32 protein-coding genes, 2 tRNA genes and 1 pseudogene (1 of these 35 only partly in view) are annotated in these 26,201 nt (G+C 45.3%); 7 read left to right on the forward strand and 28 right to left on the reverse strand.

Annotated elements, in window-relative coordinates; genetic code table 11:
* From COU47_01390 to COU47_01400, 3 genes and pseudogenes are all read right to left on the reverse strand, one after another.
* A pseudogene (locus tag COU47_01390) lies at positions 1–421 on the reverse strand (hypothetical protein) (it extends 500 nt beyond the left edge of the window).
* Between the two features lie 27 nt (positions 422–448).
* Complete coding sequence (locus COU47_01395; GenBank protein ID PIR69721.1) at positions 449–952, reverse strand: hypothetical protein; 504 nt, start codon at positions 950–952, stop codon at positions 449–451.
* A 150-nt stretch (positions 953–1,102) separates the two neighbouring features.
* Positions 1,103–1,654, reverse strand: coding sequence for a hypothetical protein (locus tag COU47_01400; protein PIR69722.1), 552 nt, complete (start codon positions 1,652–1,654; stop codon positions 1,103–1,105).
* 94 nt (positions 1,655–1,748) lie between these two features.
* On the opposite strand from COU47_01400, the gene COU47_01405 reads away from it, so the two are divergent.
* Positions 1,749–2,084 carry a hypothetical protein gene (locus tag COU47_01405; GenBank protein ID PIR69723.1) on the forward strand — a complete coding sequence of 112 codons (336 nt, stop codon included), beginning with the start codon at positions 1,749–1,751 and terminating at the stop codon, positions 2,082–2,084.
* 50 nt (positions 2,085–2,134) lie between these two features.
* Here COU47_01405 and COU47_01410 read toward each other — a convergent pair whose 3' ends face one another.
* From COU47_01410 to COU47_01445, 8 genes are all read right to left on the reverse strand, one after another.
* Complete coding sequence (locus COU47_01410; GenBank protein PIR69724.1) at positions 2,135–2,380, reverse strand: hypothetical protein; 246 nt, start codon at positions 2,378–2,380, stop codon at positions 2,135–2,137.
* Between the two features lie 91 nt (positions 2,381–2,471).
* Complete coding sequence (locus COU47_01415) at positions 2,472–3,839, reverse strand: phosphate starvation-inducible protein PhoH (GenBank protein ID PIR69725.1); 1,368 nt, start codon at positions 3,837–3,839, stop codon at positions 2,472–2,474.
* 112 nt (positions 3,840–3,951) lie between these two features.
* A complete protein-coding gene (locus tag COU47_01420) occupies positions 3,952–5,118 on the reverse strand; it encodes an acyl-CoA dehydrogenase (protein PIR69726.1) in 1,167 nt (388 codons plus the stop codon).
* Between the two features lie 278 nt (positions 5,119–5,396).
* A complete protein-coding gene (locus COU47_01425) occupies positions 5,397–6,176 on the reverse strand; it encodes a hypothetical protein (protein ID PIR69727.1) in 780 nt (259 codons plus the stop codon).
* Positions 6,166–6,897 carry an ABC transporter ATP-binding protein gene (locus tag COU47_01430; GenBank protein ID PIR69728.1) on the reverse strand — a complete coding sequence of 244 codons (732 nt, stop codon included), beginning with the start codon at positions 6,895–6,897 and terminating at the stop codon, positions 6,166–6,168. The genes COU47_01425 and COU47_01430 overlap by 11 nt, the downstream gene beginning before the upstream one ends.
* Positions 6,894–7,157 (reverse strand): hypothetical protein, encoded by a 264-nt coding sequence (locus COU47_01435; protein PIR69729.1) that lies wholly within the window; start codon positions 7,155–7,157, stop codon positions 6,894–6,896. The genes COU47_01430 and COU47_01435 overlap by 4 nt, the downstream gene beginning before the upstream one ends.
* A 60-nt stretch (positions 7,158–7,217) precedes the next feature.
* Complete coding sequence (locus tag COU47_01440; GenBank protein PIR69730.1) at positions 7,218–7,445, reverse strand: DUF378 domain-containing protein; 228 nt, start codon at positions 7,443–7,445, stop codon at positions 7,218–7,220.
* 50 nt (positions 7,446–7,495) lie between these two features.
* A complete protein-coding gene (locus tag COU47_01445) occupies positions 7,496–7,990 on the reverse strand; it encodes a peptidylprolyl isomerase (GenBank protein PIR69731.1) in 495 nt (164 codons plus the stop codon).
* 367 nt (positions 7,991–8,357) lie between these two features.
* On the opposite strand from COU47_01445, the gene COU47_01450 reads away from it, so the two are divergent.
* A complete protein-coding gene (locus tag COU47_01450) occupies positions 8,358–9,443 on the forward strand; it encodes an acyl-CoA desaturase (protein ID PIR69732.1) in 1,086 nt (361 codons plus the stop codon).
* A gap of 429 nt (positions 9,444–9,872) precedes the next feature.
* A complete protein-coding gene (locus COU47_01455; protein ID PIR69733.1) occupies positions 9,873–10,343 on the forward strand; it encodes an SET domain-containing protein-lysine N-methyltransferase in 471 nt (156 codons plus the stop codon).
* Here COU47_01455 and COU47_01460 read toward each other — a convergent pair.
* The 5 genes from COU47_01460 to COU47_01480 form a co-directional block, all read right to left on the reverse strand.
* Complete coding sequence (locus COU47_01460) at positions 10,272–10,880, reverse strand: MarC family protein (GenBank protein ID PIR69734.1); 609 nt, start codon at positions 10,878–10,880, stop codon at positions 10,272–10,274. The two genes, COU47_01455 and COU47_01460, sit on opposite strands and share 72 nt — an antisense overlap.
* An 8-nt stretch (positions 10,881–10,888) precedes the next feature.
* Positions 10,889–12,184 (reverse strand): phosphoribosylamine--glycine ligase, encoded by a 1,296-nt coding sequence (locus COU47_01465; protein PIR69800.1) that lies wholly within the window; start codon positions 12,182–12,184, stop codon positions 10,889–10,891.
* 101 nt (positions 12,185–12,285) lie between these two features.
* The gene (locus COU47_01470) at positions 12,286–12,633 is read right to left on the reverse strand and encodes a hypothetical protein (protein ID PIR69735.1); all 348 of its coding nucleotides are present in this window, start codon (positions 12,631–12,633) and stop codon (positions 12,286–12,288) included.
* Positions 12,634–12,733: 100 nt separating this feature from the next.
* Positions 12,734–13,984, reverse strand: a complete 1,251-nt coding sequence (locus COU47_01475) for a hypothetical protein (protein PIR69736.1) — start codon at positions 13,982–13,984, stop codon at positions 12,734–12,736.
* A 230-nt stretch (positions 13,985–14,214) separates the two neighbouring features.
* The gene (locus COU47_01480; GenBank protein ID PIR69737.1) at positions 14,215–14,415 is read right to left on the reverse strand and encodes a cold-shock protein; all 201 of its coding nucleotides are present in this window, start codon (positions 14,413–14,415) and stop codon (positions 14,215–14,217) included.
* A gap of 158 nt (positions 14,416–14,573) precedes the next feature.
* Between COU47_01480 and COU47_01485 the strand changes: the two genes are divergently transcribed.
* Positions 14,574–15,485 carry a hypothetical protein gene (locus tag COU47_01485; GenBank protein ID PIR69738.1) on the forward strand — a complete coding sequence of 304 codons (912 nt, stop codon included), beginning with the start codon at positions 14,574–14,576 and terminating at the stop codon, positions 15,483–15,485.
* 20 nt (positions 15,486–15,505) lie between these two features.
* The gene (locus tag COU47_01490) at positions 15,506–15,841 is read left to right on the forward strand and encodes a hypothetical protein (GenBank protein ID PIR69739.1); all 336 of its coding nucleotides are present in this window, start codon (positions 15,506–15,508) and stop codon (positions 15,839–15,841) included.
* Between the two features lie 252 nt (positions 15,842–16,093).
* Here COU47_01490 and COU47_01495 read toward each other — a convergent pair whose 3' ends face one another.
* The 6 genes from COU47_01495 to COU47_01520 all read right to left on the reverse strand — a co-directional run bounded on the left by COU47_01495 (position 16,094) and on the right by COU47_01520 (position 19,893).
* Positions 16,094–16,279 (reverse strand): hypothetical protein, encoded by a 186-nt coding sequence (locus COU47_01495; GenBank protein ID PIR69740.1) that lies wholly within the window; start codon positions 16,277–16,279, stop codon positions 16,094–16,096.
* Positions 16,280–16,282: 3 nt separating this feature from the next.
* Positions 16,283–16,354: transfer RNA gene (locus tag COU47_01500), tRNA-Asn, on the reverse strand.
* A 71-nt stretch (positions 16,355–16,425) separates the two neighbouring features.
* Positions 16,426–17,307, reverse strand: a complete 882-nt coding sequence (locus tag COU47_01505) for a transposase (GenBank protein ID PIR69801.1) — start codon at positions 17,305–17,307, stop codon at positions 16,426–16,428.
* Between the two features lie 125 nt (positions 17,308–17,432).
* On the reverse strand, positions 17,433–17,696 hold the full coding sequence (locus tag COU47_01510; protein ID PIR69741.1) for a 6-O-methylguanine DNA methyltransferase: 264 nt from the start codon (positions 17,694–17,696) through the stop codon (positions 17,433–17,435).
* Positions 17,690–18,151 (reverse strand): hypothetical protein, encoded by a 462-nt coding sequence (locus COU47_01515; protein ID PIR69742.1) that lies wholly within the window; start codon positions 18,149–18,151, stop codon positions 17,690–17,692. Before COU47_01515 ends, COU47_01510 begins: the two co-directional genes overlap by 7 nt.
* Before the next feature lie 119 nt (positions 18,152–18,270).
* A complete protein-coding gene (locus COU47_01520; protein PIR69743.1) occupies positions 18,271–19,893 on the reverse strand; it encodes a hypothetical protein in 1,623 nt (540 codons plus the stop codon).
* 164 nt (positions 19,894–20,057) lie between these two features.
* Here COU47_01520 and COU47_01525 point away from each other — a divergent pair, with 164 nt between their 5' ends.
* Together COU47_01525 and COU47_01530 are read left to right on the forward strand one after the other, a co-directional pair.
* Entirely contained in the window at positions 20,058–20,501 is a 444-nt protein-coding gene (locus tag COU47_01525; protein PIR69744.1) for a hypothetical protein, read from the forward strand.
* Positions 20,488–21,195 carry a hypothetical protein gene (locus COU47_01530; GenBank protein PIR69745.1) on the forward strand — a complete coding sequence of 236 codons (708 nt, stop codon included), beginning with the start codon at positions 20,488–20,490 and terminating at the stop codon, positions 21,193–21,195. Before COU47_01525 ends, COU47_01530 begins: the two co-directional genes overlap by 14 nt.
* 46 nt (positions 21,196–21,241) lie before the next feature.
* Here COU47_01530 and COU47_01535 read toward each other — a convergent pair whose 3' ends face one another.
* The 6 genes from COU47_01535 to COU47_01560 all read right to left on the reverse strand — a co-directional run bounded on the left by COU47_01535 (position 21,242) and on the right by COU47_01560 (position 26,175).
* A complete protein-coding gene (locus tag COU47_01535; GenBank protein PIR69746.1) occupies positions 21,242–21,442 on the reverse strand; it encodes a hypothetical protein in 201 nt (66 codons plus the stop codon).
* A 1-nt stretch (position 21,443) separates the two neighbouring features.
* Complete coding sequence (locus COU47_01540; protein PIR69747.1) at positions 21,444–21,788, reverse strand: hypothetical protein; 345 nt, start codon at positions 21,786–21,788, stop codon at positions 21,444–21,446.
* A tRNA-His gene (locus COU47_01545) sits at positions 21,755–21,830 on the reverse strand. The genes COU47_01540 and COU47_01545 overlap by 34 nt, the downstream gene beginning before the upstream one ends.
* Positions 21,831–21,908: 78 nt before the next feature.
* A complete protein-coding gene (locus tag COU47_01550; protein PIR69748.1) occupies positions 21,909–23,282 on the reverse strand; it encodes a tyrosine phenol-lyase in 1,374 nt (457 codons plus the stop codon).
* Positions 23,283–23,425: 143 nt separating this feature from the next.
* Entirely contained in the window at positions 23,426–24,613 is a 1,188-nt protein-coding gene (locus COU47_01555) for a hypothetical protein (protein ID PIR69749.1), read from the reverse strand.
* 122 nt (positions 24,614–24,735) lie between these two features.
* A complete protein-coding gene (locus COU47_01560) occupies positions 24,736–26,175 on the reverse strand; it encodes a glutamate dehydrogenase (GenBank protein ID PIR69750.1) in 1,440 nt (479 codons plus the stop codon).
* Positions 26,176–26,201: the final 26 nt, after the last annotated feature.

The following is a 26,201-nucleotide window of genomic DNA, read 5'->3' on the forward strand; positions in this document are numbered from 1 at the left end:
GTTCGGCAACAGACAGTGTATTAGTAAATGTAGAGTCACAGATATTGCCGACGGTTGTTATTTCCGCCGCGCCATCCTCTATCATGGAGGGGAATAGCTCGGTGCTTACCTGGTCATCCAATAATGCAACTTCATGTTCAGCAACAAACGGATGGAGCGGTTCTAAATCACTCTCCGGAAGCCAAACGGTGTTTCCTACAAACACAACGACGTACACTATCACCTGTTCAAACAACGCAGGACAGGCATCTGACAGCGTAACGGTATTCGTAACCGAACCACAATCATTGCCGACGGTATCTATTTCAGCAAATCCAAACCAGGTAGCTGAAGGAAACCCAAGCGTACTTACCTGGACATCGTCTAATGCAACGACTTGTAACGCATCAGGCGCGTCAGGCTGGAACGGCTCACGAAACACTTTCGGAAGCCAAGTTGTCTCACTTTTTCACACAACGACGTACACTATCACCTGTTCAAACAACGCAGGACAGGCATCTGACAGCGTAACGGTAACGGTCACTTCAGTGGGTCCGACCGCCGACATTAAGGCAAATGGCAACGATTCATCAATTACTATTTCCGAGAATAGCTCAGCAACGATCAATTGGACATCTTCAAACGCTGCAAGCTGCTCTGTATCTCCAAACGGGTGGTTTGGCACTTCAGGCTCACAATCAACAGGCAACCTTTCAAACCAGCAAACATACACGCTCACTTGTACGGGAGTAACTGGCGGCGTAGCAACAGACAGTGTAACAGTAAATGTGCAGAGAAATCTTCCTACGGTTTCTATTTCAGCAAACCCGGGGGTTATCAACCAAGGAAACAGCTCGGTGCTTACCTGGTCATCCAATAATGCAACCTCATGTTCAGCAACAAACGGATGGAGCGGTTCTAAATCACTCTCCGGAAGCCAAACGGTGTTTCCTACAAACACAACGACGTACACTATCACCTGTTACAATAATTCCGGTCAAGTATCCGATAGCGTGATTGTATCAGTGCAGACTATAACGCCCACCGTAGACATTACTGCAGCCCCTATAACTATCAATCGTGGAGAAAGCACAGTTCTTGTATGGAGTTCGGCAAATGCAGATTACTGCAGTGCATCAAACGGATGGTCAGGGAGCAAATCAAAATCCGGCTCAGAGCTTGTATCGCCATCGTTTGAAACAACGTACACCGTTACTTGCACAAAAGACGGGAAGTCAGCGACTGATTCAGTAACCGTATTCGTGGATAATACACAGCCCCCGATTACCGGCACCTTCAATGTAGCGTGTTCCGTAAGCAGCCCAACAATAACCATAGGGAACACTGTAACATTTGTTGCAGGGTACGCGGGAGGCGTTGCGCCGGTAACATTCCAATGGACCGGTGATGTAACCGGATTCACCCAAAGCAGAAGCGTAACATTTGGAACGACCGGAACAAAATTTGCAACAGTTACCGCAACTGACGGACAAGGACGCAGCAATACTGCAAATTGTTCCGTGCAGGTAGTCCCGGTAACCGTTGTAAGCACTCCACCGACACAGCCTCCGACTGTTATTACTACGACAACCAATACACAGCCAACATCATGTTGCTGCTGCGGAGGTGTACCTACACAGATCCAATATGACTCGAGCGGCAACCCGATAAACATCGCGACAGCCGGACAAAACCGCACCCTCCTTGCATCACTATTCACTACCCAAACCGGAGAGCCATCCACATTCCTCTATCTGCTTCTCTTCCTTTTGCTCGTTCTCGTAATTATCGCGATTATCCGCTATCTCCTTACCGACATAAGAACTAAGGAGCGTTATGGATACGGCTACGCGGAACAGCCGATGTATTATCCATATCCGCAGCCGCAGGAAAGAGGGCGCAGCTATCAAGGAGCAAAGCGCCAAGAACAGCGGCACAGCACCTATGAAGAGCAATTTGAGCCAAGCAATACGACTACAGCATACAACCCAGATGAACGGTTTGAACCAAAGCGTAGCCGCTCTCAGTACGACGAAAACGAACGATTTGAACCGAAACGAAGCAATTACAGCAACGCCCGAAATTCGTACGACTCTCGTTCATAAGCAACAAAAAACAACCCCGTCCGACGCGGGGTTGTTTTTTTACTTATACGTTAGCGCATTCTTCTGTCCAGCACTTCCCTGAATTTCTTTATATCGTCTTCGGACAAATTCAGTTTGTGTCTGTTTTTTTCTATGTGTTTTAGTGTCTGTTCCGCCTCGCGCTGAGTTATCTTCCCCTCATCTTTATCCCCCAAAAAAGCGGACTCCAGGATATTCCGTTTCTGTTGATCCAGTCCCTTGCTATATAAATCCTTGCCGACATGTTCTTCAAATTCTTTGCTGCTTATTCTTTTCATACATGTTTCGGACGATTAATGATAATACTCCCATCATTATACCAATATGAAAAACCAATAGTAAAACCTCCCGAATAGGGAGGTTTTGTGTTTACATCAATTTTGAGGCAAGCTCTGCAAGACGCGACCGCTCGCCTTTTTGTAGGGCGACATGGCCAAAAATATCCTGCCCCTGCCATCGTGCAACGGTATACGCAAGGCCGTTTGAAATAGGATCAAGATGCGGGTCGTCTATCTGGCTCACATCTCCGGCAAGAACAACTTTTGTGCCCTCTCCCATTCTGGTAATAACCGTTTTTACTTCTTGCGGCGTGAGGTTCTGCACATCGTCAATAATAACGAATTTACGATTAAAGCTCCGTCCGCGCAAGAATGTGATGGGAGAAATTTCTATCCGCTCGCTTTTCAAAAGCATACTCAACCCCGCATTGGAGATGTCCTTGTCCTTGCTTCCGTTTTTCTTGAATACTGCCGACAGCTCTTTATCAGAACGCAATATCAAAGAAAGATTATCAAAGATAGGCTGTTTCCATGGTTCAAATTTTTCATCAACTGTCCCCGGTAACGCCCCGAGCGATCTCCCAATTTCAATGTTTGGACGAAAAACCAATATCTGATCGTACAGGTCTCCTTTTACCTGTATAGCGCCCGCGAGTAAACTGATTAGGGTTTTGCCCGTGCCGGCATCGCCCGCTAATGTCACCAGATGCACTTCCGGCGCTGTAAGGAGGTGGTAGGCAAAAGCCTGTTCCTCATTGATGGGATGGATTGATGCAAATTCTCTGCGCTTATCTTTCGGAGGAATTTGGGGCTTATCTACTCTATGAAACTTGCCATTCAAAAACCGCGCAAGCGCAAACCGCTCCGTATCGCGCAGCATAAAGCGACAGCATTCATTTGGGTAATATTCGCTTCCATACAACTCCTTCCATTCGTCAACAACTATATTAAAATCCCTTAATAGCTTATCGAGAAACGCCCCATCTTCTATCTGAACTTCTTTCGGATGCTTATACAGATCGGCAATAGAAGAAATAATCTTGTCACTTTTATAGTCTTCGGCGGCAATACCGCATGCCCTTGCCTTAATGCGCAAATTTGTATCTTTGCTCACCAATATGACCGTATCGCCGGCATGCTCCTCCTGGACATACTTTGCGCACAAAATAATACGCAAATCATTGTTGCTCTCCATGCTTTTTGCGGCTTCTGCCTCTTTGGATGTACGGAACTCAATCCGCAATCTCCGGTCATGTTCCATCTTTTCTAGAAGCTTAGACGCTTTTCGCGAGTTAACTCCTCGGTATCCTTGCTCGTGCTTGAACCGGTCCAATTCGTCAACCACCCATGTAGGAATAACAATATCATGCCCATGCTCACTAAAATGTTCCAAGGCCTTGTGATCGTGAATCAACACGCTCGTGTCCAGCACAAATCTCTTATTCTGCTTCTGCTCCACGGCTAAGAGCCTCCTTTTAATGAACGAAATATACCCTTATTGTGCATGATTCTTTCAAAAAAACAAGCAATAAAAAAACCGCACCACGTACGCGGAACGGTTTCTTGTTTTTTTATTGGTGTTTCAGTTCTCGTGCAATGACTTTCTTTTGCATTTCCGAACTGCCCTCATAAATAGTCGTGCTGAATGTCTCAAATACGCGTAAAAATATCCGTATATCCTTTGTCACCGCCATGCCGCCAAGATATCTGGCTGCACGCGTCGCAACAGCATACGCAGACTCCGTTGCCTGCAATTTTGCCGCAGATGCGATTGGCGTGATCGCTATATTTCCCTCATCGCGTATTGTAGACGCACTAAGAACAGTAAACCATGCCGAAAGGAGTGACGCGTGCCATTCAGCAAAATGAAATTGAACGGATTGGTTATCCCATATAGACTTGCCGAACTGACGCCTATCTTTGGTGTATACGAGCGCTTCATCAAATATTCTTCCCGCAATGCCTAGCGCCTGAGCTCCGATATTTATCCGTCCGCCATCAAGCGTGGCCATTGCTATCTTAAATCCCTTATTCTCCTCACCCAAAAGAGCGCTTTCGGGCAGAACAACATTATCGCACACTATCTCGCAAAAATCAGAACATGCAAGAATGTGTTTCTCTATTTTGTTGACCGTAACGCCCACTATATCAGCAAAGCCAGGCGTATGGCTCTCAATAATGAATGCTGAGATATCATGCCTCCCAGAGCCGGTGCGCGCAAATAAAACACCCACGGAAGCATTGTACGCATTCGTAATGAAAATCTTAGAACCGTTCAGCACCCATCCGCGTTTTTGTTTGGTTGCACGCATCCTGAGCGATGCCGCATCCGAGCCTGCCTCAGCTTCCGTCAAACCAAAACATCCGAGCTTTTCTCCGCTTGCAAGAAGAGGCAAAATATTCTTTTTTTGAATCTCATTCCCCGCATACATAATAGGAAACGCAGCAAGAGAACTGTTTGCGGTCCAGATCAGATGGAGCCCTCCGGATACATAGGCAATCTTGCGCGCGATAAGCGACGCTATCTTGCTGTTGAAGCCGCTCCCACCGTATGCTTCAGGTATCGTGACGCCAAAAAGCCCGATCTTCGCCATGATAGATACAAGCGCATGAGGAAACTCTGCGCGCTCTTCAAAGCCAGCGATAACAGGCATGGCCTCATCCCGTAAAAAAGCATCTACAGTATCAGAAATATTTTTTGCTTCGGAGTCAAACATGACGTGGTCATACCATTCCATCAACACATACCTCCATATGTAAATTGTCAAAATCAACTCACAGTACCACAAATATACAAAAAAGAAAAGCGCTCCACTTTACGGGAGCGCCTTAGATAACACACAAAGGAAACATTAATATTTAAAAATCTGACTTACTGAAAACAAGATAAGCGCTACTATCATACCTGCTATCGCGCAGCGAATAACCGTTCCGTCTTCCATCTTATATATCGGCCGTATTATTTTTTTAAGCACAATGTTCCTCCTTTTTTTCTTAACATTGTAGGGCAATTTTTCTATTGACGCAAACCGTATCCTTTTCGGAAAAGATAATATACAAGCACCGTAAGACCCGCCATAAGTCCAATAATAATAACAGCTCCAATAATAGCGTGGGACTCCCGAACGCCTATCATGGAATAACGGATGCCATCGATAAAATAGAAGAACGGATTAAACCGCACGACATGCTGCATAAGTGGTGGCAGCATAGAAATGGAGTTAAATACACCCCCTAAAAAACTCAGGGGCATAATGACAAATATATTCAGAATGTTGAGGTGTTCAAAATTATCGGCCCACAATGCAACTATAAGTCCCACCAAAGAAAATACGACAGAAACAGCTAATACATAAAAAATAAAAAGCCCTGCATGAGATATGTTTGCCGCATGAAAGAATATAGCAATAATAAATATGCCAAGCCCCACGATAACCCCCCGGAATATACCGCTTACTACATACCCGATAATCATTTCGGCATGCGAAAAAGGAGCTGCAAGTATCTCTTCAATGCTTCGGGTAAAACGCTGGATATAGAGCGTAAATGCAGTCTGTGAAAATGCGGAAGAGATAACATTCATCATTAAAATACCCGGCAACACAAACTCAATATAGGATATGCCCCCTATTACACTGATGCGCTGCCCGACAATAAAGCCGAAAATAAAAATATACAAAAGCGCGGATATCCACGGTGTCAAAAAAGCCTGCATCGCAACGCGAAAAAACCGGTCAGTCTCGCGCCGTATCAGCATATACACACCCATCCAATTTACCTTCATACTACTTTGCATGATTGCCTGTTATTTCAAAATATTTTTCTTCTAATGTCTTGCCTCCGTCAAGAAAATCCTCCTTGTCTCCCAGCGCAACCATTTTCCCGCCGTAAATAATGCCTATGCGGCTGCATAGCTTTTCCACCTCCTCCAGATAATGCGATGTCAGTAAAATAGTTTTTCCGGCCCGATTAAGATCGCGCAGATATCGCCAAATATCGTGCCGCAATTCTACATCCACTCCTGCGGTGGGCTCATCTAAAATAATCAACTTTGGGTCGTGCACCAGTGCGCGACCCATCATCACTCGGCGCTTCAGCCCCCCTGAAAGCATCCGAAATTGTTTTTCTGCGTGTTCCTGAAGCTCAAATGTGTGGATGATGTGCGTAACCCGTTTTTTACGCTCATCTCCCCTCATTCCGTAATAGCCCGCCATGTAATCAAAAACATCTTTTACCTTCATAAAAAGGTCTATGGTAAATTCTTGCGGAGAAAGGCCTATCTGCAAACGCGCATCACGATATTGTTTTTTTACATCAAATCCGAATACTGCGATATCGCCCTCAGAAAAATTACTCACCCCGGTAATACACTGGATAGTCGTTGTTTTGCCTGCGCCATTCGGACCTAAAAAACCGAAAAACTCGCCTTCTTTTATAGAAAACGAAACGTCGTCCACCGCAAGCGTTTTGCCATACCCCTTGCGTAAATGATTTATAGATAATGCATCTTGTGTCATGGGTTTTTCTTTTCGTATATCCGCTTCCACCAATAGTGCCCCTGCCACCAGCCGAATACGATGCCGGCTACAAATAGAACGCCAGCGCCGATATGGTGTATCAAGAACCAAATCTCCCAGGAAAATCCCAGGCTAAAGCGCGGGAAGTCCCGAAGAAGAAGCGAGATGTACCACATCTCAACTCCCGCGTGTATCAGCAACTGAAGGAGACATCCGAGAACAACAAAAGATACAACATACAAGACCCGTTTTATTTGCATTCCTTGTATCATAGATAATTAAAAACGGCTCGCATAGAGCCGCTTTTAAACAAGAATCAACTACGCCTGCGCTTGCGGGGCATTTCCCTTCCCCATGCAATGCCTGCAATCTTTCTTGTGGGTGACAAGAAGATATACCGCTGCAAGACCGACTAATATGTAAATAATTTTTGAAATAATTACATCAGACCCCCCGAAGATAGTCCCTATCTCCCAATCGAAAATTGCAAACACGAGCCAGTTAAGTCCCCCCACAACAAGAAGGATGAATGAGATTTTATGCAACATGCTATTCGAAATATTGTCCCCGACCTTTTCTTATACTGCTGAATAAAAAATTAATTAATGGCGAGCATTTCTACCGTAAAAATAAGCGTGGAGTTAGGCGGTATCGCACCCGGGATGCCCCGCTCGCCGTATGCCAGCTCCGGCGGTATAACAAGTTTCCGCACCTCACCCACTTTCATACCTTCAACGCCCGCATCCCAGCCGGGGATAACTTCTCTCGCACCTAAAATAAACTTGAACGGCGTCCCTCTGTCTACGCTTGAATCAAACTTTGTGTCGTTTTCAAGCCAGCCGGTGTAGTGTACCGTTACCACATCGCCTTTCTCCGCACCAATTCCGGTGCCCTCTTTAATAATTGCAAATTGCATAGAAACTTCACGAGCTCCGTCTTCAGCAGATGTGTCGGGAGTCGTTTGTTGATTATTACTGGTATCTGTTACCCCGTTGGACGAATCGGGATTGTCTGCCTGCTGTGGCCCGCGCAACATGTACCATCCAAATGCAACGACGCACGCCGCAACAAGCACCGCAATAAAAATTTTCATAGTGTATTATATTCGTCGAATGATAAGATACAAGCCGAGCACAATGAACAATCCCGGCCAAAAAGAGACGCTAAACGATATCCATCCCATCTCCCGGGCAAGAAAAAAGAGCCCGAGCAAGAGAAAGAATATCCCCCACGAAAGACTGCCGCCCCGGCAACACCAACCGCTGCAGACTTCTCCGTCGTTATGTCGGTGATGAAATATCATAGTCATATGATAATGCGAGAGCGCACTTTCTGGCAAGGATAGACATTAAACAACTGGCCATGTGATATTACATACAACATCACACAAAAACTCTGTTCAAGAGTGATTTTTTATTGTATACTAAAAACCATATCTGTTCTTTGCAAAGGAGATTCTAATGAGAATCGGAGACAATATAACATTCGAAAAAAAAGCGGAATTTAGCCGGGAGCTCACGCAAAACGTAGAAGACTATTTCAAAAGAACGGGAGAGAAAAAGAGGGATCATCCGCTCATGTTCCTGAAAGCGGCATTCATGCTTGCATGGTTCGGAGGCGCGTATTATTTACTCGTTTTTACGACACATACATGGATAGAAGCAATTCTATATACCCTTCTTCTTTCGTTTGCGGCCATAGGAATAGGATTCAATGTCCAGCATGACGCAAACCACGGAGCGCTCTCAAGCCGAAAATGGGTTAATTATATCTTTGGCTATACACTTGATATTATCGGCGGCAGCTCATTCTTTTGGAGAAAGAGCCACAATATAGCCCATCATACATATACCAACATTCAGGGAGAAGATGACGATATTGATTTTGGCATACTTGCCCGCATGGCTCCGGATCAGCCACGACGTCGGATGCATGCGTACCAGCATATCTATCTCTGGTTTTTATATGGATTGATATTTTTTAGATGGCATTTTGACTTTAAGGCATTTAAAAGAAGTTTGTTGCCGTCTTCAAACGGAACGCACATCAATCTTATGGACCGAGTTATGTTTTGGGCAGGCAAGATAATATTTTGGAATCTTGCGTTCATTATTCCAATGCTGTATCACTCATGGTGGACTGTGCTCGCCTGCTATGCGTTCGGCATATTCAGTATAGGATTTGTAGCGGCAATTATTTTTTCGCTCGCACACTCTATGAATGAAACGGAGCACCCGCTTCCTAACCCCGAAACACTGCGCATACCAAGCGAATGGATGGTCCACCAGCTCAAAACAACAGTTAATTTCTCGCCCAACAATCCGTTTTTAACATTTTATCTCGGAGGATTAAACTACCAGGTAGAGCATCATCTGTTCCATCGGATAAGCCACATTCATTACCCGCGTATCGCGCCCATCGTAGAAAAGACATGCAAAAAATTCGGTATTCGCTACCGCGTGAATAAAACATTCTGGAGCGCAATACACTCTCATTACCTATTCTTAAAACGAATGGGACAATCTCGGCATATGACATCGCATTAATGAACACATACCCGCATATTTATGCGGGTTTTCTATTGTGTACAAAAGCCTGGGATGATGTATAATGGGCTAATTGCTGGACTTAACGAGTATGCCGGCACATACGACCTACTCTACAAGTTTGCTTACAGGTCATAATTATTAATCAAATCATACATTACAGTGGCTTACGAAGACGACAAGCGCCCTATGGAGCGCAAAATGTATCAAGGCAACTGGAAATGTTCAAACTGCGGAGGCGACATCAAGGAGCTCCCGTTTGAACCGGACCCTGCGCGCATGGACAAACTCCAGTGCAGAGACTGCTACCGGCAGAACCGTCCACCACGACGCCGATACTAAACAGACAAAAAAACCCGCGTAACGCGGGTTTTTTTGTTTCTTCCAAAATACTTGCAAGGCATAAAGTCATATTGCATAATATGAACCATGCCAAAAAAACAAGCGGTACGAAAATCAAAATACTCCCTTTCTGTAAAACGAAGCAAGACGGGTCTCGGTCTTTTTACTAATGATTACATCAAGCGAGGGTCTTTTATTATTGAATACTTCGGTCCCATTATTACCAATGAGGAAGCGGATAAAAATAACGGCAGATATCTTTTTGAGTTAAATTCGCGCTGGACAGTGGATGGCATATCGCGTAAAAATATCGCACGATACATCAATCACTCCTGCCGGCCGAATTGCGAAGCGGATGTTGTGCGGAGACATATTTTTATCTACGCAAAGCGGAACATTAAGCCTGGAGAGGAGCTTTCGTATGACTATGGAAGAAGTTATTTTAATGATTATATAAAACCCTATGGGTGTAAGTGCCCCAAATGCCTAGAAAAAAAGGCGCCGTATTCCCGTCACCACCATATCAAGACCCACCGCTCCTATAAAAAATCCGCTTAACCGAAGCAATATCCCCATAACCTTATCAAACGCAACTTTTAATTTCTTGGAAAACAGCTCCCTCAGCATCATGAGAACGAAAATACAGATGTAATTAATGAACAATATCAAAAAAAGCACGGAGAAGCCCTCCATTGCGTTAAATTCAGACCCTATCAGTATGCTTACGGAAATCGTGCCTGCTCCCACAAAAAATGGGAGCGCTATTTCTGAGGCAAGGTCATCAAGGCTCTCTTTCATGCCTAATAGCGCCAACCGCCCCTGCACCACAAACAAAAACGCTTGCGCAAAGATAATAATTCCTCCAAATATTCTGAAGGATTCAAAATGTATCCTAAAAATATCCTCAAATAAGAATGTGCCGGTAAGTGAAAATATATAAAATATCAAAAATGAGATAAGCGACGCTTTCGCGAGCACAATTAAGAAATCTTTCCGCGAGAGCGCGGACATGACCGGCTGTAAATACAAAAAAAGCGCGAACGGATTGAGAAGCGCAAGAAAAGCAAGAATATAGGCACTGGAAGACGAAAACATGGAAGGTATTATAAATCTCGGAGATACCCCCAATTGTGGAGCTTATCGCTATCCTCAAACCACCTATCCGCAATGTCTTTACGGTAATACATATTCGGCATCATGATATTTTTTATCCGGTTATACGCCTGCACCTTTGCCTGCTTCATGGTTTGACCAATACCAACCACTATCAGAACAACCCCCGATGTTCCGGTGATAACCCATTCCCCATTCACCTCTTTTACATCTTCTATATGAATGCCATCGCGCTGCGGTTTTTTAAAAAAGATAACCGCGTCTTTTGAATTTATTTCGAATGTTTTGATATCCCGATAGAATGGAAACGGCGGAACAACCAGACGAACGCCTACCTGAAAGCCGCTCCGGGTACGGAGTTTTACTTGTTCGCCCGCGGCAAGCTGATATAAAAATTCTCCAATCGGATTGAGGATGCCTTCTTGCTGGATGCTTATCGTGGGATACCCGAAGCGTGCCGTAAACTCCAGCGGGTAAATGCCATTCGCATTCACGATACAATTAAGGTCCATGTAGCCGACATATCCCTCTTCGGCAAGCCTGCTTTCCATTTTTTTAAGCGTACTGTTGAATATCTTGTTTGGAGCGCTCCAAAACATGCTTGTTCCCATCTCTCCTGTTGAGGGCCCTATATCTCCAGGAAAAAGTTTTTTGTGCTCAAAATTGACATTAATGGGATATATAAATTCTTTACCGTTAAAAAAGGCGCCCACCCCAACCTCAACGCCAACCACCCGCTTTTGCAGCAAAAACAGTTTTATTTTTTTGGACAACGATTTTTTATACGCCTCAAGAAGCTGGACGACATCCCGCCCGTCATCTTCTTCACCGACAAACAGAAGCTGTTTGATATTTTGTGCATCCAAACTTGATTTGATGACATAGCGTCCTGGGTTTGTTTTTACATAATTGACTGCTTCGTCAAAGGAAGAAAAGCTTTGGTAGGGCAAAATAGGAACGCCTGCTTTTTTGAGTTCTTCCTGTCCGAATGAACGATCATCTTCAAGCATGTCGGTATAGGCCGTACCCCCAACCACCAGCTTGCCGTCTTTCCGGAGCTTTTGAGCCTTTTTACCCATCCCCAGCACATCATCAAAGACAACAACATCTGCCCATTCTACATCCTTCTGCCAGTCGTCCGTTTTTGGAATAAATCCATCACCAATATCCTGGTCGGGAGTAGACTCAATATAATAGCGGGCATCATGCCCCTCCCTGATTACCTGCCAGGCAATATCAGTGATAAGGCCATCTATGGATACGAAAAGGAATTTTTTCTTGACAATACCATTCATATATGTATCGTACACCGTCTGGGAAAAATAAAATATGTGAATAACCGGATAAACACAAAAAAACCGCCGGTTCGTGGCCGGCGGTATCATTATTAATGCAATTGTGCGCTTGGTGAGTGTCTATTCCCCTCAATAACATCATAGATACTCATCCCGGCATCAAGCATTTCTTCGTATAGGTCAAAGAATTTCTTAAGCAACCAGAGCGCAATGCCGATGGGAACCGTGACAGCATATTCCCCCTTCTTTCTTTTTTCTTTGCATTTCTCTATAAGCTCGGGGATGCCCTCTTTGTCGCTCCCCACCATGCCCACCAAAAAATCAACGACGTTAACTAGCATGCTGTATGATTCCACTCCCTCGTCTGCGTCCATGGCAGCAGTTTGGTACATCGCATCTAACATCATCACATCTATCAGAACTTCTGAGCGGCTGCTCATAGGTGCCTCCTCTATATTAATATGCTCATGTGGAATATGGTAGCATTTTTTTACTCTTTTGTCAATAAATAAAACGGCGCATAAAAGCGCCGTCTTTGTATTAGAGTATAAATTCTCCTTTTCTTATGACCTGCACAGCTCTGTCGGAATGGGTAATTGCAAAAACATCTGTGTGTTCGTCGGATATCATAATGTCCTGATGTATAAGGCTCGCATTTAATCCCGCCGCTTTCAGTTCTTCTGGAGCCATGCTATCGTATCCCGTAAAACAAAAAGCAAATCCGTTTCCTAGGGCTATGTGGCACGCCGCCTGCTCATCAAAAAGCGTTTCTTTGAATACAATTCCGCTTTGAAAAACCGGGGAATCAATCCCCACAATGGCGAGTTCGTTGATTCTTCGCGCGCCCTTGTCCGTATCAATAAGCGACTGGAAAATGGAATCCCCCTTTGTGGCAGAAAAAGATACAAGGACGCCGTTTTTGAATACCATCTCAAGCCCCTCTACCAGCTGATTATTCACCATAACGGGTTTGGTTGCCCGCACATATCCGTTTGCCTTCTTGCGGTCCGGCGATGTGAATATTTCTTCACTCGGAATATTTGGCTGAAATGTAGCGTTTCGTTTGCTGATTTGAGCGCCTCCGGTGAATATTGATAAAGGCGAAAGTCCTATTTCCAGATCGGTTCCCGGTCCCTGATAATGAAACCGGTCTATCTTCATTTCGTTCAGTATATTCACGCGGCGCTTCAGTTCCGCATCCAGCTTCCACAGACGATTAACGCCGTCAGAGTGTGAAGCGCGGGTAATGGAAAAAATATCATCCCAAAGCCGCATTTCTGCTTCTTCTGAAGACATATGAGGATATATCTGTTTTGCCCATTGCGGCGTTGCTGCGGCAACAATGCACCAATGCATCGCCGCTTCTCCGATACCTTTCTCATGCAAGCTATGCCTTGATTGTTTTACTTGCCTTTGCATCATGCTAATATGGCCCGCGTCAGCTCCATAAAACAATTCTGGAAATTCGCTCCCCCTGATAGAAAGCATTGCCCCCCGTCTCTGCACGAGCTCATCATAGCGGGCTTTTATGTATGGCGGTAGAAACGCTATATCATTTTCGGAAGAATGCCGCAAGCGCACATCCGTAATGACGGGATCCGACTCCATATACGCCGAAAAAGAAACATCAACATACCGCGCTCCTTTCTTATACGCTTTTTTTGCCACAAGTGCGGCAAAATTTCTATGTATCGGCTCCGTCATAATGAAAAGCAACTGCCCCTTTTGAATATTCAACCCATATGAAACAGTGATGTCCGCATAGTTTTCTAGCTTTTCTTGAAATGTCAACGTGGCCTCCTGGGTATATTTTTTTTAAAAAGTACTTTGGGAATATAACATATTTTTAGGCGCGTGTCCACCTCTTATTATGAGCGATATTCTTATTACTCCTTACACATAAAAACAACATAACATAAAACGCTAGCCATAAGGCTAGCGTTTTATTGAGACATGTTCTCGCATCAGCTTTTTATCATTCGCAACACAAAAAGCACCCGGATGGGTGCTTTTTGTGTTTATTATACTCGGTTTACTTTTGTAGCGCTCGGGCCTTTTGGGCCGTCGGTCACTTCAAACGTAACTTTATCGCCTTCTTTGAGTTCGTTGAACTGCACGTTTTGCAGCTCGCTTGAGTGGAAGAAAAGATCCTTTTCTTCGCCCTCGCGCGCGATGAACCCAAATCCTCGATCAGTTAAACGAGTGATTGTTCCTTCGTTCATTATCGTAAGAATAACTCTTGTAAAATATTAAATCTAGGACACTTAAAACAAACTTCGACATAATTCTCTTTCAGCTCCGGATTTAATTACTGCCATTCTAGCATGGTTCTAATTTCGTGTCAATAAGGCACGTAAGCAAGTGAGCGTATAGGGGCACCATGGCCCCTACCCATGATATAATCCTTGTATATATGTCCCGTAGCTCAAATATAATCATTCCAGTTCTCATAAGCATCATTGCGGCAGGTGCGATTGGGTATGGCGGATACCGGTATCACTCGCTTGCCGAAGAACGCGACATGCTAACCTCCACCCTCGCCGACACACATACTGACCTTGCCTCAACTACCAACGCCCTGCATCAACTAGAACAAGAGCGCGCCAGCCTGCAAGAACAGCTAGACGCTGAACAGGCACGCGTAGGCGCGCTGGCTTCTCAAGTAGAGACGGTAACAAATACAGTGGGCGTTTTGGAAAAATTAAACACCATTGATCCGGAACTCTTAAAAAAGTATTCGCGCGTGTATTTTTTAAACGAAAACTATATGCCACGCGAGCTTGCAGCAATAACCGAATCGTACCTATACGAACCCCATGTAACAAAATATATTCTTTCGGATATTGAATCATTTCTCATAGCGCTTATGAATGCCGCAAACAATGCCGGCTTGAATCTTAAAATAATATCGGCATACCGTTCATTTGGAGAACAGGCGGAGCTGAAGTATTCATACGCCGTGACATATGGCACGGGCGCCAACCAATTCTCGGCAGACCAGGGATATTCCGAGCACCAAATAGGTACGGCAATAGATTTTACGACCGGAACCACTGGCGCAAACTTTAACGCGTTTGAAGACACGCAGGCATATGCCTGGCTCAAAGATAACGCGCACACATACGGCTTTGTTCTCTCCTACCCCGAAGAGAATGCCTATTATCATTTTGAGCCGTGGCACTGGCGGTTTGTGGGACGCGAACTTGCAGAAAAACTGCACAACGAAAACAAATATTTCTACGATCTTGACCAGCGCCTGATAGATACTTATCTTATTTCATTTTTTAATTGAACCTGGTATAATACAACCCTATGAAAAAATTCATATTATTATACAAAGGTCCTGCTACCGACATGAAAGACATGTCGGAAGAAAGCTCAAAAGCTGTCATGGCAAAATGGGGTGATTGGATGGGCAAGGTTGGGAGCGCAATGGTTGATGTGGGTCAACCGATGGTAAAACAAGGCGTATCTGTTGTAGACGACGGGTCCACAGGAACTCCCGCGGAGCTTAATGGCTACACCATTATCCAAGCCGAAGACATGAATGACGCACAAGCGCTTGTTGACGGCCACCCGTTCTTAAGCGACAAGACGGGCAAGTTCAGTGTCGATATATACGAGCTGATGCCGGTTCCCGAAATGTAAGGCCTTTTTTCTCACAAACAAAAAACACCCACACGGGTGTTTTTTGTTTGCTATGCCCCTAAAAATGTCAGAAGTTTATAAACAAGGAACGCGGGCCATGCCAGTGCCTTAAGCACCCCGACTATCCCCGCCCCGAAACTAACAGCTTGCTGTATGTAATATACAGCAGCACCAATCAGGCCGAGACAATATATAAAGCCTGCTGAATCTGAGCGTTTCATAGAGTTATTGTATTATAAATTCAAACTTGAGTTAATGAGAATCAGGCACTTTCTTCTTACTCTTCACCGCGCCCGCGACACCAACAATAAACACTAAAAATCCAAGCACCTGCCCTCCGGGGCTATCATCAATCCCGCCGTATACGATTAAAAATGCACCGAACACTAATGCGAGTATAGAGAATAGCAAGCTGCGTTTCTTCATAATAAAAATCAAATGCTCCGCAGGCAGGATTCGAACCTGCGACCAACGCGTTAACAGCGCGCTGCTCTACCACTGAGCTACTGCGGAATATTCATTTAATCTAGCATCTTTCTGTCCCTCCTTCAATAGAAAATCCCCGGTAATACGGGGATGTTTGTTTATTCTGGTTTTTCTGAAAAATCGGGCATAAGACCGCATATCTTCATGGCGCGTATAAGCCGGTTAAGGCCGATGCCGCCGCCGCATCGCATAAAAAAGTTGAACGAAAGGAATTCTTCCAGTTCCTGGCGGGTTGCCTGTTTCCCAAAACGCCGCTCAAGTTCAGACGCGTACAAGCCGTCTTTAATGCTGTTAAAACGCCTCCGCATATCATCACTATCCGTAGAGCGCTCCGCGGATCCTATTGCTTCCATGCCGCACAAGATAACATCTATTTTTCTTGCAGTGTTGGTACTCCATTTCCGCTTCATATTCCAAAACGGACTTGTAAATTCGGGGAAATCCGTAAGAAAACAGACCTCGCCGAATAAATCCCGGAGCTTTTCTTCATGACGGCTTTCTATTTCGTGCCCTTCGTGCAAACGAAGGATAGTCGCAGCGTCGCTATACTCTATCGCGGGGTATTCTTCCTTATGCCTATATGCATCATGTTTAGGAAATCCTAAAAACTCGAGCAGGTCTTTGAGCATGCTATGCAATACTTCCATATCGCCATGCGTCTCAAATTCAAACATCTGGAACACAAGATCGTGCCTCCCCGCTTCTCTCCGTTGGGGCGGCTCATCCCGATAACTTGTCGTTATACAGCAGCACCCCGTCATAGTCGGGTCTGCAAGAAGTTCGTACTCAAGCCACATCTGCCCGGTTTGGGGTAACGGTAAGATGCGCGCGCCGAAATCATATTTCATGACATTGAACACATCTTCGCATGCGGCAAGTATAGATTGCCTTTGCTGCGTCGGCACAAGCACAAACCCTAATTCATCACAGAAAAACCCGAGAAGCTTCTTAATGACATAATCGTATTCGTACTTGTTCATGAAGCTTACTTCTGACTTTTCACGAATACGCTTTGCGACAGCTTTATTATGCGCCAGCTCTTCCTGGGTCATACAGCTCATTACACCCCCCTTTTGTATTTTTTAAAAATCTATACCACGCCCTACTATACTACAGCTCCCTCTTTTTTCAACAGTGCACGCTTTTTTTGTTCACCACGGTTGTACCCGCCGGTATCTCCGTCGGAGCGTATAACTCGATGACATGGAATGGCAGGGTCACCATTCTTGTGCAGGATATTTCCTACCGCGCGATACGCGCGGGGACTCCCCGCAAGACGCGCTACTTCCTTATATGTCCGCACCTCTCCTTTGGGAATGCGCGCAACTGCTTTGTACACTCGTTCTGAAAATGACTGCATATTTACCATAAAAGAATAATGAGCGAAGCCGCAATAACAACTCCCTGGATACTAAAACCTATCATCTTTGAGGGTTCGTGCGGCGTGTGTACCCATTTATGAAACCGATGAATAAGCGCAATGGGCCACTTCGGGAAAAACCAAAAGACAAGCTGTAAAAAGTCGGGCAACGCTGCGCCTATGACGGTAAGCACGAACGGAAGAATGCCCGAAACGGTAAGCGGCGGCTGCATAATATAAAACAGCGCTCCTGCGCCCACCAGGCCATCTATAAGTAGTTTTGTTATATCCCACCAAACATGGTCATACCGAACTCCAAGCACCCGCGCTTGCTTCCCTTCGCCGTTACGGATAACTGAATCAAGCCGGTAATCCCGATGCGGAATTGCGTCCAGTATAAAATGGCTTGCAATTGCGACAACAAACAATACAAGCGGGTTGCTCCCCGCGAGCGGCCGCGTCATTGCGGCAGCTCCTAGTATATGGGTAGTTAAAATCATATGCACTCCGTCTTTTTACTCTATAGTATTGTGTGGGGATTAGGCAAAAGAAAAAGACCGCGCTAGTGCGGTCTTTTTTATTGTTATCGGTACATGATGTCCGTATATTCTTTAAGCATCCGGTCTGCAGTCCAATGCTTTTCCATTTCTTGTTTTGCGGCAAGCGCCTTGTTATACCAGCGGAACTGATTGCCATAGAATAACGGCATGATCTTTTTATCAAAACACGTGTAGAGTTCGTGCGCATCAAACGCATCTTGGTCGGAATCTTGAACGCCGTTGGAGCCAAACAAAAACGCATTTTCGGGATCTGCTTCAAGCATCCAGCCGTCAGGCGTAGAACAATTAACAGCGCCGACCATTGCGGCAGACATGCCCGAAGTACCGCATGCCTCATAGGGAGCACGGGGGGTATTCAACCATACATCCGCGCCCGCTTTAAGCGTTCTATTCATCTCCATATCAAACCCAGGAAGGATAACGAGATTTGCAAACGACTTGCTCATAGCATAAATGCTGTTCCATTCATCAACCATCGCTTTGTCGTCGGGGTGCGGCTTGCCCGCATATACGAGCTGCATCCTTCCTAAAGCAATTGCTGAGCGCAGCCAATCAATATTGTAAAAGATAAGCTTCGGCCGCTTGTATTCTGCAAACCGCCTTGCCCACACGACAATCATGTGTTCCCGGTGAAGCGTTTTCCCCGATATACCCTCTACCAGATCAATAAGCGTTTTTCTGTGCTGGCGTTTTGCCTGCATAAGCTCATGGGGGGTCCGTGCATTGTGAAAATCAGCATATTGCCAAAAATCCTGAGAAGCACCGTTTGTTATTGAGATAATCGGCTTTTGGGGAGGACTCTTCACAAATCGTCCCACAAGCATCCGCGCTTTTTTTAGATGTTTTTTGGATACCGCATTCGTATGTCCCGCGAGATACACGCCCGCGCCAGTCATGGAGAATTCCTCTTCATCTCCGCCAACCTCTACCAGCATATCCCGGTCATACCCGCTCAGATACGCAACCCTGTCTATAGGATAACGGGGATTACCGGCATCAACCGGCGTATGCGTAGTAAAGCGAACCATATCTCGGACAGACGCAAGCGCTCCCCGCCTACCTTCCCGCAGAAATTTTTGGAAGTAGTCTACTGCCGCAAACGAGCAGTGCGATTCATTGATATGCAGCGTCTGCACTTCTAATTGTAAGTGCTCAATGAGCGCTACCGTTGCCTTGCCTATCAGGAGCGACTGGGATATTTTTCTGTCCAAGTTTGCGCCGCGCGAAAAACTTCCTCCGTATAAATGAAGTGTATTTAAACGGGATAAGTCATCGTTTTCAGGAATATCAGCATCAAAGAAATATATCTCCGAAAAACCAAATTTTCCGCGACGAAGCCGATGCACTTGCACAAATACCGGAGAACCACAAATCTCTATCCGCAACCGAATACCGGTGTTCTCAAGCATGTGCGGATAATGCCGGGGTGTATACGAAACCGTCATACCAAGCTCCAGATCCAATCCCTGATCGTAATATCCTTCACGCGGAAGAATGGTGAACCCGACAAGCGGAATGCCTCTTTTGTACGCAGCATTCAAAACTGCCCCGCTAAATACCCCGAGACCCCCGGCAACCGTATGCAATTCTGGACACACGAACACCTCCGGCGTCACGAAAGCGATTATCTTGTTGTGTTTACTCATGCATATCTCCTAAACTCGTGTTGTTTTCAAATAACATAACACAACGATTATAGTACAAAATAAGCAAAGAGTGAACCGAGCCGTTTTCTGCCGGCACACTCCCCTTGCCAGAGCCCCACAAACATATACAATGGAGTGAAAGCAGCTTAACAAAGGAGGCTTATATGAAGATTGACCTGTTTCGTAAAATGGGATTTTTTGGGGGATGTTGGTTTTCGTTTATGATATTTGTGGGCGCTATCTTCTTCGGCTCTCAATGGGCAATCACCGCGACAAACCCGGATTATGTATTTTCTTCATTCTGGCAGTGGGACATCATAGGGATAATGCTTCTTGTAACCTGCGCGGTGAGTATCTTTGTCACAAAAAAAACAACCGCCCTCAAAGAGACATTCAAAAGCATTTGGAATTTCGGCCCGGCATGGGTATTTCTGATGTTCATCTTTAACTTTATGCTGTTCACCTGGAAGCAAATAACCCTGCACATGAACCCCGACTATTCATTTACAAAATTTTGGCAGTGGGACATCGTGGGAATTGCCGCGATAGCCACTTGTATCGTCAGCATATACCTTATTTGGTTTAAAGGCCGCCATGCAAAAAAGTGACCTCGTCGTAGGATTCTCTACGGGATGTTTATTCAAAACACACAACATCCTTGAAGCTCTGCCGGTTATCAGAGAAACCGGATGCAATGCGGTAGAACTAAATCTCTTACGAACACATGATTTTTTTCACTTTATTGAGAAGATAACGCCAGAAGATATTGCGTCTTTCTCGTATGTCAGCATGCACGCACCAAAGTTTGATTGCGGAAAAACAGAAGAAACCGAACTGATATTCCGCGCCATAGAGTTATTCCATGCACAGCGCCCGCTTGACCTTATCGCGTTCCATCCAAATCATGTGACTGATTTCTCTGTATTTAACACTGCCGCATTCCCGCTTGCATTCGAAAATCTTGATTACCGGGAAGAAAGCGGCATATACCGAACCGTGGATGGCATGCGGATATTGTTTGAAAAATTCCCTGCCACACCGATGGTATTCGATCTAAACCATGTCTACACCCTAGACGCCTCAATGAAGCTCGCGAAAACATTCTACCTTACGCTTGGAAAACGCATACGGCAAATCCATCTGAGCGGGTGCCGTGATTATTATCACTATCCTCTCTTCAAGACGAAGCAAGATAGCATAATACGCGCTATCCAAGACAAAACAACGCCTATCATTATAGAAAGCGTACTTGAAGCAAAAGAGCTCGCAAAAGAGCTCTCGTATATACAAAAAAGATTATAACGACAAAAGACCCGTACGGGGTCTTTTTTATTTCACGCAGGAATCTTTACAATCCTCCCGAAGTGGCATCATATACCGACAAGAAAGACGGTATTGCAAAAATGAGCCCGATAAGCGGGAGCGCAATAACTACGATAGAAACAATCACAGCTATCAAAAAATATTTTCTCGTTTTTTCTACCGAGACATAGATAGCATGTATCTTCTGCTCAAGCGCATCAAGACGCTTTTGGATGTCCTCTTCCATGCTAGTTCCAAAGAATCCCCGCCCGATAAAGCATCACGCCTATCCACACCACAAGGATGAAATAATATGTCGTCCATCCTTTCGAAAGCGGAAAAGACCGCGAGAACACCCGGAAGTGTTTTTGGTACCACTTCGTTCCTGTGCCAAACCATGAAGCAAGATTTGCCCCAATGCTGTCGATAAGAAGAATATAAAAAATGACAACTTCTACGGTATCCATATACCAATAGTGTATCACATTTATAAAATAATGATGTTTTCCCAATTCTCGATATAAAAACAACCCCGCTAGAAGCGGGGTTGTTTTTATACTGGGGTGACCGATGGGGCTTGAACCCACAACCACCAGGTCCACAACCTGGTGCTCTACCAATTGAGCTACGGTCACCATCTAAATACAGTGTACTCAAATTTCCTAAATATTCAAGAAAAAGAATGCCCCGTGCACGAACACGGGGCCTAATCATTATAATGGTTTAAAATCCGCATAAAAATGACGGAGTCCGGGTGCTTCTTCGGTGCTAAACCCGCGCATGCTATCTTTCTTACGTAGCAAACGTTCAAATACACATGCAATATAATCAAACGCTATTCGTTTGTATTTACGGCGCGGTATCGCAAGGCGCACCCATTCATATTGCGCAGCGTCCCCAAACATAACCGACCCTATCTCACAACTCCGTATACCGCCTTCAAAATAAAGCGCAACCTCCAAAGCTTTCCCTGGAAATTGCTCTTTCGAGATATGGGGCAACATTGCCGCCGCATCAACATAGACCGCATGTCCACCGGGAGGACAAAGCACCGGCACGCCTATCTTTTTCAGTTTCGCATGAAGATATGCGGTATCTGCTACGCGTTTTCTCAGATATGACGGCTTCACAACCTCTTTGAGACCTCGAGCAACTGTTTCCATCGTAGCGCCCGTCATACCGGCATAATGCCTAAACCCGTATGTCCGCAAAAGAAAGCCCATCGTAATATTGGACAACTCTTCAAAGAGATCATCGTGGTCCGTAACAATAAATCCGCCTCCGTTTGCAAGTCCATCCTTCTTTGCGCTCATATACGCGATATCTGCGTACCCGAACAGTAATCGCACCACATCTTTATAGGAAAAACCCGGCATCTCTTCCCGTTGTACGAAATAGGCATTTTCAACAATACGGCACGCATCAATAATAAGCAATTTATTGTACTGCTCCGCAAGAATTTTTGTTCTTAAAACATTTTGGAACGAAACAGGCTGCCCGCCACCGGTATTGTTGGTGAGCGTAAGCAGAATTGCCTTTGCCTGTTTGCCTTTTTCGGACCCGAGATACTCTTCCAGTTTCTGCAGATCGATATCTCCCTTGAACGGTGTATTGCTTTCGATATCAAGTGATTTTGGCGTCGGGATATTGATGCATCGCGCGCCCGCATGTTCAAAGTTCGCGCGAGTCGTATCAAAAAATCCATTTGAAAGTAAAATATCATTTTCCCGCACCCTTCCTGTTTCTTTGAGAAAATGCGCGATGAGGGATTCCGCCCCTCTCCCCTGATGAACAGGAAGCACATGCGAAAACCCACTAAACTCTTTTGCTGCCCGTTCAAGCTTTTCATAGCTTGCCGCGTACGCATACGCCTCATCGGCACGATTCTGTAGTTCCATCTGTTGATGAGAGAGCTCCCCTGTCCCAGAATCAGTCAACAAATCAACTGTTACCATGCGCGAAGGAATATTGAATAGATTATAGCGCGCCTGTTTCAAAATACGACCCCGTTTTTTCCTTGGCATGAATACGGTCTTTTTATGGGGATTTTTCTCAAATGACTTATTCCAATATTTCGTTATCTTCATTCCAAGCCTCGTTTTCAAAAAGCATGTTACTTGCCCAGCATAATACCAAAAAACAGCTGAGATGTCAAAATAAACGGCTCACACCAGGGTGTGAGCCGTTTATGAAAACAAAAAGCCACCTCCGGAGAGGTGGCTCGTTTTTCTTACAGATCGCTTAATGCATCTGCAAAATCGTCTTTTATATCTTCTATATCCTCAATTCCAATCGTAAGCCGGATAAGCGTGGGCGAAAGACCAAATTCTTGCATTTCTTCCTCGGTGCACGCAACATGCACCATCCCCGCATCAAACTCACCGCGCGTATTGGTAAAGCCGAGCGAAACAGAAATGTCGAATGTTCTACTCTCTGCAGCAAGGGTGTCAAGGAATTTTTTTGCATCTTCCGGCGTATGCATATCTATAGATATCATCCCGCCATATCCCGTGTTGTTATCCATATGGGTACGCGCGAGGTCGCGATGGACGAACGTATCCAGGCCGGGATAGTGCACCCTCTTTATCTTTGGCTGGTCCACAAGCCATCTCGCAAGTATAAACGCATTCAGGCCTTGTTTTTTGAGCCGTATATCAAATGTTTTGCACGACCGAAAAACAAGCGAAGCAACGTCAGGGCTCATACATGCGCCGTACCTGTGATACTGCTCAATAAAAAGGTTGATATGTTTTTCTTCTCCGATAATTGCTCCCGCAATGACGTCGCCGTGCCCGGAGATAAATTTTGTAACCGAATGTATGACGAGATGGGCGCCGTGCTCAAGCGGACGGAAATAATACGGTGAGCCGAAAGAATTATCTACCACAAAAAGAATGTTTGTGCCCGCGATAAGCTTTCCTATCCCGATAACATCTGCCATGGCAAGCGTCGGGTTGGCGAGAAACTCAACAAAGACAACCTTCGTCTTGCGCGTTATTGCTTTTTTGACTTCTGCGACAGAAGAAGCGTCGACGAATTTCACCTTCATGCCCCACAAAGGAATATCCTTTTCGAACACTTCAATCGTAGTCATGTAGAGCGGTTTTGAGACTAGTATCTCATCTCCCCTCTTTAAAAATCCGGAGGCAACCAAGCCTGCGAACATCTGCAAAATTGCCGCCATGCCGGATGCGAATGTCAGACAGTTCTTATATGAGTACGCTTCGGGTTCTTTTATGTATCTGAACTCCAGATGCGCAAGCTCTTCCTCAAGAGCCCGCACAGTGGGATTCCCATGCGCCCAACGGCTGTAAACAAAATTGTCATTCTCTCCTGTCATTGATTTTCTGGCACTGTCCACACTATTGAAAGTAAACGCTGCGTCGCGCACTATAGGCGCCGACTTTTTGTTTTTCATCTCTAGCACTCCTACACTGCTATGGTAGTTTTTCAAAGTATAAATCGTGGCTATTGTACCACTATAGTCGCAAAAAATCAAGCAAACAAAAAAGACGGATCAATGTCCGTCTTTTCTAATTTTTATGGGAAAATGCCTTGGTCAAGATAGCACTGCCCTATCTTAGTGATCGCCAAAAAGTATGCCGCCGTACGCAAATCTATTGTGTCGGAGTATTCTTTCTGTATGACGCGCATCTGTTCAAATGCGGGGATCATCGTTCCTTCAAGGCCGGAAATAACGAGGTCTTCTTCCGTTGAAAGCCGAGTGACATGTTCTATTCTATTCGGGTCTATTTTTGTATGCGTCTGCTCTTCAACGACAGCCAAAATATTCTGAAGCCGCGCCTTATCAAAACGCCTGTCTATCTGTCCGAATCCGATATGATTACGGTTCTTAAGCCACTCAAAATATGACACGATAACGCCGCCGGCGTTCAGAAAAATATCTGGAACAATCATTGCTCCTTTGCTGAATAATATATCATTTGCGTAAGAACTGGTCGGTCCGTTTGCCGCCTCCCCCACAATCTTTGCTCGTATCTTGTCCGCATTGAGATGCGTTATCTGGTTTTCAAGCGCTGCGGGAATTAGTATGTCGCAATCAAGCTCAAGGATATCCGAGATGCGCCGTACATTTTTCGTTCCAGGGAATCCCTTCAGTGTGCCGTGTTCTATGCGGAAGAGCATTGCATCATCAAGCGGAATACCTTTTGCCGAATGAATCGCGCCATCAATCTCGCCCAGCCCAATAATAATCGCGCCGTTTGCTTCTAAAAACTTTGCTGTATGATACCCGACATTCCCGAGCCCCTGAACAATCACTCGCTTGCCCTCAAGCCCGCAGGAAAGCCCGAGACGGCCCATAATATCCGGCTGGCTGCACACCTCGCGAAGACCGATAAACACGCCCCTGCCGGTCGCGGACACGCGCTCGCGAAGCCCTCCGATAGATATCGGCTTCCCCGTAACGCACGCTGAAGGATTCGGGTCATCATCCGAAGCAAACTGCTTGTAGGTATCGAATATCCATGCCATTTCTTGCGAACCGGTCCCATAGTCAGGCGCGGGGACGTCTTTTTCGGAATGAAACACTTTGTGGATATGCGTAAACGTATATGTATAGCGGCGTATGATTCGTTCTATTTCTGACGGAGAAAAATCTTTTTTGCTTCGTATGCGTATCGTCCCTTTTGCTCCGCCAAATGGCACATCGGCGAGTGCGCACTTGTATGTCATGAGCGCAGCAAGCGCGACTACTTCATTCTCATCCTGAGCGTCTTCTATCCACCGAAAATTAATACCCCCCTTGGTAGGAAGCTTGTGATAACTATGCCGCGCACGATACGCATCTATGTTCATAATGCTGCCGTCATCTCGTTTAACGGGCATACTCTCGTGGATAAAGCTGTTACATCGCTTAATCTGCCGCAAAAGACCCGGCTGATCTTTTTCAAATCTGGTCAGCTCAGCTGCCTTATCAAAGTAGCGGTTTACTTCTTCAAAAAACTTGTAATCGGACATTTGGGGCGTCCTCCCTTTTTATTAAA

The organism is Candidatus Niyogibacteria bacterium CG10_big_fil_rev_8_21_14_0_10_46_36 (assembly GCA_002772995.1).
Taxonomy (GTDB): Bacteria; Patescibacteriota; Minisyncoccia; order 1-14-0-10-42-19; family 1-14-0-10-42-19; genus 1-14-0-10-46-36.